The organism is Nocardia asiatica NBRC 100129 (genome assembly GCF_000308415.1).
In the GTDB taxonomy this organism is placed as follows: Bacteria; Actinomycetota; Actinomycetes; order Mycobacteriales; family Mycobacteriaceae; genus Nocardia; species Nocardia asiatica.
The window spans coordinates 1-10,453 of the sequence record NZ_BAFS01000140.1 but is presented as its reverse complement, the minus strand read 5'-3'; the positions used below and the strand labels follow the sequence as shown (position 1 = coordinate 10,453).

Below are 10,453 nucleotides of genomic sequence, written 5' to 3'. Positions count from 1 at the left end.
GTCCACCGGACGCGCCGAATCCCGGTTCGACGGACGTAAACGCACCTACCCCAAACCGATTCCGCTGTCGACAGCGGTGCTGCTGGACCGGGAACGCTGCGTGCTCTGCGCCCGCTGCACCCGTTTCTCCCAGCAGATCGCGGGCGACCCGTTCATCGAACTGATGGATCGCGGCGCGCTGCAACAGGTCGGCACCGCGCAGGCCGAACCGCTGGACTCCTACTTCTCCGGCAACACGGTGCAGATCTGCCCGGTCGGCGCGCTCACCGGCACCACCTACCGATTCCGCGCGCGCCCCTTCGACCTGGTGTCCAGCCCGAACGTCTGCGAGCACTGCGCTTCCGGCTGCGCACAGCGCACCGATCACCGCCGCGGCAAGGTGCTGCGCCGGTTGGCCGGTGACGACCCGCAGGTCAACGAGGAGTGGAACTGCGACAAGGGCCGCTGGGCCTTCGCCTACGCCACCGAGCCCGATCGGCTCACCACCCCGCTGGTGCGCGGCTGGAACGGTGAACTCGCCCCGGCGTCCTGGTCGGAGGCGCTGGCCGCGGCCGCGGAGGGGCTGGCCGCGTCGTTCGGCAACGCGGGGGTGCTCGTCGGTGGCCGAGTCACCGAGGAGGACGCCTACGCCTACGCCAAATTCGCGCGGGTCGCCCTCGGCACCAACGACATCGACTTCCGCGCCCGCGCCCACTCGGCCGAGGAAGCCGACTTCCTCGCCGCGCGGGTCGCCGGTCAGGACGGCACGGTGACCTACGACGACATGGAAGCCGCACCGGTCGTCCTGCTCGTGGGATTCGAACCCGAAGAAGAGTCGCCGATCGTCTACCTGCGGCTGCGCAAGGCCGCCCGCAAGCGGCGCCTGCCGATCTACTCCCTCGCGCCGTACTCCTCCCGCGGACTCGAGCGCATGTCCGGCCGGTTGATGCGCGCGGTGCCCGGCGCCGAACCGCATCTGCTCGACGCCATCCGCACCGGCGAGATCACCACGCCCGGGGCCGATCCGGCCCAGCTCGCCGACTTGGCGCGACTGCTGCGCGAACCCGGCGCGGTGATCATGGTCGGTGAGCGGATGGCGGGTGTGGCGGGCGCGCTGTCGGCCGCGGTGCGTCTGGCCGAGGAAACCGGGGCCGCCCTCGCCTGGGTGCCGCGCCGAGCGGGCGAACGCGGCGCGGTCGAAGCGGGCGCCCTGCCCGGCCTGCTCCCCGGTGGCAGGCCGGTCGCCGATCCCCGTGCCCGCCAGCAGGTTCGGGCGGTGTGGAACGTGCCGGAACTGCCGGTCGGCGCGGGCCGGGACACGACGGCCATCCTGGAGGCGGCTTCCGGCCTCGGCGCGCTGGTCATCGGCGGCGTCGACGTCGCCGACCTGCCCGATCCGGCCGCCGCGCTGGCCGCCATCGACGCGGCCAGGTTCGTGGTGAGCCTGGAACTGCGGCGCAGCCCGGTCACCGAACGCGCCGACGTGGTGTTCCCGGTCGCCGCGGCGATGGAGAAATCCGGCACCTTCCGCACCTGGGAGGGCAGGCCGCGCCCGTTCGCCGCCGCGCTCGGCGACGACATGGTGCGCCGCCAGACCGCGCCGCTGTCGGACCAGCGGGTACTGCACGCCATCGCCGGCGAGATGTCGGTGCGGCTGAATCTGCCCGACGTGGAATCAGCCCGCGCCGAACTGGCCGAACTCGGCGCATGGGACGGCCCGCCCGTCACCGCGCCCACGCACCGGCCGCAACCGCTGCCGCGGCCGGAGCCCGGCACCGCGGTGCTCGCCAGCTGGCGGATGCTGCTGGACGAGGGCCGCATGCAGGACGGCGAACCGAATCTGGCCGGCATCGCCCGCCCACCGGTGGTGCGGCTGTCGGCCGCCACCGCCGCCGAACTCGGCGCGCAACCCGACGATCCGGTCACCGTCGCCACCAGCCGCGGCGCCGTCACGCTCCCGCTGATGATCAGCGACCTGCCCGACCGCGTGGTGTGGCTGCCGCAGCACTCGCCCGGCTGCTCCGTCACCGAGCAGCTCGCCGTGCAGCCCGGCGCGATCGTGCACCTGCGGCACGCCGACGAGAGGATGAAGGAGCACCGCCATGAGTGATCTCGCCGCGCTCGCCGCCCCGTACAGCCCCACGGGTTTCGGACACGACCCGCTGTGGCTCGTGATCGCCAAGGCCGTTGCCGTATTCGTCTATCTGATGCTGATTCCACTGGTCGCGGTCCTCGCGGAGCGCAAGATCGTGGCGCGCATGCAAATGCGGATCGGCCCGAACCGCACCGGGCCGTTCGGCTCGCTGCAGAGCATCGCCGACGGCGTGAAGATGGCCCTCAAGGAGGACATCGTCCCGGCCATCGTGGACAAGCCGATCTACATTCTGGCTCCGGTGATCTCGGTGGTGCCCGCGTTCATGGCGTTCGCGGTTATCCCCTTCGGACCGGAGGTGTCCGTCTTCGGCGTCACCACCCCGCTGCAACTCACCGATCTTCCGGTGGCGGTGCTGTACATCCTCGCGATCACCTCCATCGGCGTCTACGGCATCGTGCTTGCCGGATGGTCTTCCGGCTCCACCTATCCGCTGCTGGGCGGGTTGCGCTCGACCGCGCAGGTCATCTCCTACGAGATCGCGATGGCACTGTGCTTCGCCACCGTCTTCCTGCTCGGCGGCACCATGGCCACCTCCGGCATCGTGTCGGCGCAGGAAGGCACCTGGTATGTGTTCCTGCTGCTGCCGTCGTTCCTGATCTATTGCGTCTCGATGGTCGGCGAGACCAACCGGGCGCCGTTCGACCTGCCCGAGGCCGAGGGCGAGCTGGTCGGCGGCTTCCACACCGAGTACTCCTCGCTCAAGTTCGCCATGTTCATGCTGGCCGAATACGTCAACATGGCCACGGTTTCCGCGCTGGCCACCACGCTCTTCCTCGGCGGCTGGCGTGCGCCGTGGCCGTTGAACATGTGGGACGGCGCGAACTCCGGGTGGTGGCCGCTGCTGTGGTTCACCGCCAAGGTCTGGACGTTCCTGTTCGTATTCATCTGGCTGCGCGGCACGCTGCCCCGCCTGCGCTACGACCAGTTCATGAACCTCGGCTGGAAACTGCTGATCCCGACCTCGCTGGCCTGGGTCATGGTGGTGGCTACGGCGCGGGTGCTGCAAACGGAGGGCTACCAGGTACAGACTCCGATCCTGGTGATCGGCGGCCTGCTGGTCACCGGGTTGCTGGTGCTGCGCTTCCTGCGGGCGGGCCGCGCGGCGGGTACGGCGCCACCGGTCGAGCAGCCCGCAGTCGCGGAATCCGCCGATTCGACGGTGTTCCTCGGTTTCCCGGTGCCGCCGCTGCCCGCCGACGCGCAGGCCCGCGACGCCACCCGCGCCAAGACCGGCTTGTTGGAGCCGCTGTCCGGATTCGCGGTCACCGCCGCGACCATGTTCAAGAAGCCGAACACCGAGTTCTATCCCGAGCAGAAGACGCCGACCGCGCCGCGCTACCACGGCAGGCACCAGCTCAACCGCCATCCCGACGGGTTGGAGAAGTGCATCGGCTGCGAACTGTGCGCGTGGGCCTGCCCCGCCGACGCGATCTACGTCGAAGGCGCCGACAACACCGAGACCGAACGCTTCTCGCCCGGTGAACGGTACGGGCAGGTCTACCAGATCAACTACCTGCGCTGCATCGGCTGCGGATTGTGCATCGAGGCCTGCCCCACCCGGGCGCTCACGATGACCAACGACTACGAGATGGCCGACGACAACCGGGCCGACCTGATCTACGAGAAGGACCGGTTGCTCGCCCCGCTGCAGCCCGGGATGACCGCGCCGCCGCACGCCATGCACCCCGGCGCCGACGAGGCGGACTACTACCTCGGCCGGGTCCCCGGCGACGCGCCGGCCACCAACGGCGCCACGGCGACCGACGCACCCCGGCAACCCGCCGCCGCGGGCGTGGAAGGAGCACCACGGTGACCGAATTGATCCTGGCCGCGGAGCCGTTGACCCGCGCCTCCACCGGCGAAACCGTCCAGTTCTGGATTCTCGCCCCACTGGCCGTGCTCGGCGCGCTCGGCATGGTGTTCGCCCCCAAGGCGGTGCACTCCGCCCTGTGCCTGGCGGCCACGATGATCGCGCTGGCAGCGTTCTACATCGCCGAGGACGCGCTGTTCCTCGGCGTCGTGCAGATCGTGGTCTACACCGGCGCGGTGATGATGCTGTTCCTGTTCGTGCTGATGCTCGTCGGCGTCGACTCCGCCGAATCGCTGAAGGAGACCATCCGCGGGCAGCGCCTGGCCGCCGCCGCGGTCGGCGTGGGCTTCGGGCTGCTGCTCAGCGGCGGCATCGCCCACGGCGTCCGCGAATCCGGCATCTCTTTTCCCGCTTCCGGTTTCGCGGGCCGCGACGTGATCGCCGAACTGGCCGAACTGATCTTCCTGCGCTACGTGTGGGCCTTCGAACTCACCGGCGCCCTGCTGATCACCGCCACCATCGGTGCCATGGTGCTGGCCCACCGCGAGCAGTTCGGGCCCCGCACGGGCCAGCGCGAGCTGTCGCGCCGCCGGTTCCGCGAGCGGGGACATCGCGCGACACCGCTGCCCACCCCCGGCGTCTACGCCAGGCACAACGCCGTGGACGTCCCGGCGCGGCTGCCGGACGGGTCGTTCGAGGAGCTGTCGGTCAGCACGATCCTGCGGCACCGCCGCACCAGGGCGCTCACCGAAGCGGCCGTCATCTCGGTCGGCACCACGCCCGCATCGGACGGGACCGACACCCCCAGCGACGAGGAAGGCAACCGGTGAATCCCGAGAACTACCTGTTCCTGTCCGCCCTGCTGTTCACCATCGGCGCGGCCGGAGTACTGCTGCGGCGCAACGCCATCGTGGTGTTCATGTGCATCGAACTGATGCTCAACGCGGTGAACCTCGCCTTCGTCACCTTCGCCCGGATGCACGCAGACCTGGACGGGCAGGTGTTCGCGTTCTTCACGATGGTGGTCGCCGCGGCCGAGGTGGTCGTCGGTCTGGCCATCATCATGACCATCTTCCGCACCCGCCGCTCGACCTCGGTCGACGACGCCAACCTGCTGAAGTTCTGACGTGGACACCGCAACGCTGTGGCTGCTGCCCGCCCTCCCCCTGGCGGGCGCGATCGTCCTGCTGCTGACCGGACGCTACGCCGACAAGTGGGGTCATCTGCTCGGTACCGCGACGGCGCTGGCCTCGTTCGGGATCGCCGTGCTCGCTTTCACCGACATGCTCGGGCGCGACACCGCCGACCGCGCGATACACGAGGATCTGTTCAGCTGGGTCCCGGTGGCCGGTCTCCAGGTCGACTTCTCGCTACAGCTGGACCAGCTCTCGATGTGCTTCGCGCTGCTGATCACCGGCGTCGGGTCGCTGATCCACGTCTACTCGATCGGCTACATGAGCCACGACCCAGGCCGCCGACGGTTCTTCGCCTACCTCAACCTGTTCCTCGCGGCCATGCTGCTGCTGGTCCTGGCGAACAACTATCTCGTGCTCTACCTCGGCTGGGAAGGCGTCGGCCTGGCCTCCTACCTGCTGATCGGGTTCTGGTACGCGAGGCCGTCGGCGGCGACGGCGGCCAAGAAGGCGTTCGTGGTGAACCGGGTCGGCGACATGGGCTTGGCGATCGCGATGATGGTCATGTTCGCGACCTTCGGATCGATCGACTTCGCGGTCGTGTTCGGCGCCGCGCCCGCCGCGAGCGAGGGCACGCTCACCGCGATCGGCCTGCTCCTGCTGCTGGCCGCGTGCGGCAAGTCCGCACAGGTGCCGCTGCAGTCCTGGCTCGGTGACGCCATGGAGGGCCCCACCCCCGTGTCGGCGCTGATCCACGCCGCCACGATGGTCACCGCCGGTGTGTATCTGATCGCGCGCTCCAACGCGATCTTCGACCTCGCCCCGGACGCGCGGCTCGGTGTGGTGCTGGTCGGCGCGGTCACGCTGCTGTTCGGCGCGATCATCGGCTGCGCCAAGGACGACATCAAGAAGGCGCTGGCCGCCTCCACCATGAGCCAGATCGGCTACATGGTGCTCGCCGCCGGGCTGGGCCCCGCCGGATACGCCTTCGCCATCATGCACCTGCTCACCCACGGCTTCTTCAAGGCCGGGCTGTTCCTCGGCGCAGGTTCGGTGATGCACGCGATGAACGACGAAACCGACATGCGCCGCTACGGCGGCCTGCGCACCCTGCTGCCGATCACCTACGTCACCTTCGGCCTCGGCTACCTCGCCATCATCGGGGTCCCGCCGTTCGCCGGGTTCTTCTCCAAGGACCGGATCATCGAGGCGGCGTTCAACCAAGGCGGCGCAGGCGGGATCGCGCTGGGTATGGTCGCGCTACTGGGCGCGGGCCTGACCGCGTTCTACATGACGCGCGTCATGCTGATGACGTTCTTCGGTGAGCGCCGCTGGCAACCGGACACCCACCCGCACGAGTCCCCCGCGGTGATGACCGGGCCCATGATCCTGCTCGCCATCGGCTCGGTCGGCGCGGGCGCGGTGTTCGCCTTCGGCTCCTCGCTGCAGAACTGGCTGGAACCGGTCGTCGGCGCTCACCACGGCGCCGAAACCGTTCCCGCCGCGCTGGTAACGGTCCTCGCGCTCGGTGTGATCGCCGTCGGCGCGGCGGTGGCCTACTCGCAGTACGCGAAACGCGACATCCCGGAGACCGCACCCGAAACCGTCTCCGGGCTGACTGTCGCGGCACGCCGCGACCTCTACGGCGACGCGGTCAACGAAGCCGCGTTCATGCGGCCCGGCCAGTACCTGACCCGGGCGCTGGTCTTCCTCGACAACCGCGGTATCGACGGCGTCGTGAACGGCACCGCGGCGCTGATCGGCGGGTTGTCCGCGCGGGCCCGGCGAGTGCAGTCCGGGTTCGTGCGGTCCTATGCCCTGTCCATGTTCACCGGCGCGGCCCTGGTGGCCGCAGCCCTGCTGGCGGTGAGGTTGTGGTGAACTCGTTCCCCTGGTTGACGACGTTGTGGCTGGCCCCGGTCGCCGGTGCGGCGATCGTCCTCGTGCTGCCCGCCGCGCGACGCACCCTCGCACGCGCTGTGGCACTGGGCTTCTCGGTGCTCGTGCTGGGCATCGGCGTCGGGCTCGCCGTGCGGTTCGACACCGCGGGCGAGCAGTACCAGTTCGTCGAATCCCATCAGTGGATACCGGCGTTCGGCGCCGGCTACACCCTCGGGCTGGACGGCATCGCGCTGGTGCTGGTGCTGCTGACCGCGGCACTGGTTCCGTTGCTGATCCTGGCGGGCTGGCACGACGAACGGGAAGTCGGCGGTGGGAAGCGGGTGGCGCACACCTACGTCGCGCTCATCCTGCTCGTCGAGGCGATGGTGCTGATCTCCTTCCTCGCCCTGGACATCCTGCTGTTCTACGTGTTCTTCGAGGCGATGCTCATCCCGATGTACTTCCTCATCAGCGGATTCGGGCCGCGCACCGGCGACGCGCTGGTGCGCAGACAGCGCTCCCGCGCGGCGGTGAAGTTCCTGCTGTACAACCTGTTCGGCGGGTTGATCATGCTCGCGGCGGTCATCGGGTTGTACGTGCTCACCGCCCGCGAAGGGCTGGGCGAGGGCTCCTCGGGCACCTTCGATCTGCGCACCGTCGTCGCCGCCGCCAACGCCGGGGAACTCGGCGCCGGGCCCGCGGTGCTCAACGCCCTGTTCCTCGGGTTCATGTTCGCCTTCGCGGTCAAGGCGCCGCTGTGGCCGTTGCACACCTGGCTGCCGGACGCCGCCGTCGCGGCCACTCCCTCCAGCGCGGTGCTGATGATGGCGGTGGTCGACAAAGTAGGCACCTTCGGCATGCTGCGTTTCTGCCTGCCGCTGTTCCCCGGAGCGTCCGACACCTATGCGCCGTTGGTGATCACGCTCGCGGTGATCGGCATCGTGTACGGCGCCTTGCTGGCCATCGGGCAGACCGACGTGATGCGACTGATCGCCTACACGTCGATCTCCCACTTCGGTTTCATCATCCTCGGCGTGTTCGCCATGACCAGCCAGGGTCAGACCGGTGCGACGCTCTACATGGTCAATCACGGCATCTCGACCGCCGCGCTGTTCCTGGTGGCCGGATTCCTGGTGTCGCGGCGGGGAACCCGGCTCATCGCCGCGTACGGCGGCGTCCAGAAGGTGGCCCCGGTGCTCGCGGGCACGTTCTTCATCGCCGGTCTGGCGACGCTGTCGCTGCCCGGTCTGGCCCCGTTCGTGAGCGAGTTCCTGGTGCTGGTCGGCACCTTCGCCCGGTACCAGGTCGCCGCCGTGGTCGCCGCCGTCGCGCTGGTGCTCGCCGCACTGTACGTGCTGTGGCTCTACCAGCGGATGATGACCGGGCCGGTGAAGGAAGGCAACGAGCGGATCCACGACTTGGCGCCGCGCGAGATCGCCGTGGTGGCGCCGCTGATCGCCGCGCTGCTGTTCCTCGGCGTCTACCCGAAAGTCCTCACCGACTTCATCAATCCCGCGGTGAGCCAGACGCTCACCACCATCGGCCGGACCGATCCCGCCCCCGCGACACCACCCATGCCCGAAGCGGGATCGGCCCAACATCCCGGAGGTGCCCACAAGTGAACGACCTCGCCTCCTCCACGACGCTCGCGGCGAGCGTTCCCGCGCCGAGCATCGAGTACGGCGCCCTGTCCCCCATGCTCATCGTGTTCGGCGCCGCGGTGCTCGGCGTGCTTGCCGAAGCGTTCGTCGCCCGGCGCTACCGCTACGCCACCCATCTGGTGCTGAGCCTGACCGGGTTGGCCGCGGCGCTGGTGGCCGTCGTGGCGCTCGCGGGCACCGAAACCACCGCGGTCGCGGGCGCCGTGGCCATCGACGGTGTCACGTTGTTCCTGCAGGGCACGATCGTGGTCGTGTCGATCCTCGGGGTCCTGTTCATCGCCGAGCGCGGAGCGGAATCGCGCCAGCAGGCCCGATCCGGCCCGGGAACCTGGAGCCGGGCCGCCGCCACGCGGGAACGCGGTGTGGACGCGTTCACGCCGCAGGCATCAGCGGTGCCGGGTAGCGCGGCCGAAGCGGCGGCGCTGCGCGCGGGTGTCGCCACCACTGAAGTGTTCCCCCTGACGCTGCTCGCGATCGGCGGCCTGTTGCTGTTCCCGGCGTCCAACGATCTGCTGACCATGTTCGTCGCGCTCGAAGTGCTGTCGCTGCCGCTGTATCTGCTGTGCGGGCTGGCCCGGCGCAACCGGCTGCTCTCGCAGGAAGCCGCGCTGAAGTACTTCCTGCTCGGCGCGTTCTCCTCGGCGTTCTTCCTCTACGGCGTCGCGCTGCTGTACGGCCAGGCCGGTACGGTGCGGCTCGGCGGCATCGCGGACGCGATCGCCCGGCATCCGGAGAACGCGACACTGGCGGTGCTCGGCGTCGCGATGCTCGCGGTGGGTCTGCTGTTCAAGATCGGCGCGGTGCCGTTCCAGTCCTGGGTGCCGGATGTGTACCAGGGCGCTCCCACCCCGATCACCGGCTTCATGGCGGCGGCTACCAAGATCGCGGCCATCGGAGCGCTGGTGCGCGTGCTGCAGGTCGCCGTGCCGGGTCTGCGCGACGACTGGCGGCCGATCCTCGCGGCCGTCGCGATCGCCACCATGGCCGTCGGCGCGGTCATGGCGATCACCCAGACCGACGTCAAACGGATGCTGGCGTATTCCTCCGTGGCCCATGCCGGTTTCCTCCTGGTCGGCCCGGTGGCGGCCAACGACCGGGGCGTCGCGGCGGTGCTGTTCTACCTGGCGGCCTACGGCATCGGAACGCTCGGCGCGTTCGCCGTGGTCAGTCTGGTCCGCGAGGCGGACGGCGGGGAAGCCACCGCCCTGCCACGCTGGGCCGGGCTGGGCCGCCGTTCCCCTTGGCTGGCCACGGTTTTCGCGCTGTTCCTGCTCTCCTTCGCCGGGCTGCCGCTCACCAGCGGCTTCGTCAGCAAGTTCGCCGTGTTCGAGGCCGCTGCCTCGGGTGGCGCGACACCGCTGGTCATCATCGGCGTGATCTGCAGTGCCGTCGCGGCGTTCTTCTATTTGCGGGTCATCGTGCTGATGTTCTTCACCGACCCGCCCGCCGACGCTCCGGTCCCGGTCGGTCCTCCGCTGACCACGACGATCGTGGCGATCACCGCGGCGGTCACCTTCGCGCTCGGCGTCTATCCGCAGCCACTGCTCGATCTGGCCGATCAGGCGGCGACACTCGTCCGCTGACCATCCTCGCGTGCGCTGGTGCCGCCGCTGCGCGACAGCGGCGGCACCGCACTTTTCCACCCCGGGGTTCCGGTAGAACCTGGGCGGCGAGCCGCTGCCGGTCCGCGACGCCCTGTCTCGAGCAGAGCCCCACCTCCGCTTGCGCAGCCTTCGAACCCGTTGACCTGCCGAATCTGGGATGGTCATCGTCCCGAGCGTTGCGGAAGATGCCTTTTGCTGCCAGTATCGCTTGAAGCATGCCGAACCCCGAT

At 69.7% G+C, this 10,453-nt stretch carries 7 protein-coding genes; all 7 read left to right on the top strand.

The features are described from left to right. Positions 1 to 2,089 (top strand): NADH-quinone oxidoreductase subunit G (locus ON27_RS13305; RefSeq protein WP_043725432.1); only part of this gene is annotated, 2,089 nt, incomplete at its 5' end. Beyond that, on the top strand, positions 2,082 to 3,947 hold the full coding sequence (gene nuoH, locus ON27_RS13300; RefSeq protein WP_043725431.1) for an NADH-quinone oxidoreductase subunit NuoH: 1,866 nt from the start codon (positions 2,082 to 2,084) through the stop codon (positions 3,945 to 3,947). The genes ON27_RS13305 and nuoH, both read left to right, overlap by 8 nt. Continuing rightward, on the top strand, positions 3,944 to 4,774 hold the full coding sequence (locus ON27_RS13295; protein WP_043725430.1) for an NADH-quinone oxidoreductase subunit J: 831 nt from the start codon (positions 3,944 to 3,946) through the stop codon (positions 4,772 to 4,774). The genes nuoH and ON27_RS13295 overlap by 4 nt, the downstream gene beginning before the upstream one ends. Continuing rightward, positions 4,771 to 5,070: an NADH-quinone oxidoreductase subunit NuoK gene (gene nuoK, locus ON27_RS13290; RefSeq protein ID WP_040866745.1), complete on the top strand. Its 300-nt coding sequence runs from the start codon at positions 4,771 to 4,773 to the stop codon at positions 5,068 to 5,070. Before ON27_RS13295 ends, nuoK begins: the two co-directional genes overlap by 4 nt. A 1-nt stretch (position 5,071) precedes the next feature. After that, entirely contained in the window at positions 5,072 to 6,958 is a 1,887-nt protein-coding gene (gene nuoL, locus ON27_RS13285) for an NADH-quinone oxidoreductase subunit L (protein WP_043725428.1), read from the top strand. Further along, entirely contained in the window at positions 6,955 to 8,580 is a 1,626-nt protein-coding gene (locus tag ON27_RS13280; RefSeq protein WP_043725435.1) for an NADH-quinone oxidoreductase subunit M, read from the top strand. Before nuoL ends, ON27_RS13280 begins: the two co-directional genes overlap by 4 nt. Further along, positions 8,577 to 10,202 carry an NADH-quinone oxidoreductase subunit NuoN gene (gene nuoN, locus ON27_RS13275; protein ID WP_043725424.1) on the top strand — a complete coding sequence of 542 codons (1,626 nt, stop codon included), beginning with the start codon at positions 8,577 to 8,579 and terminating at the stop codon, positions 10,200 to 10,202. The genes ON27_RS13280 and nuoN overlap by 4 nt, the downstream gene beginning before the upstream one ends. Positions 10,203 to 10,453 lie beyond the last annotated feature (251 nt).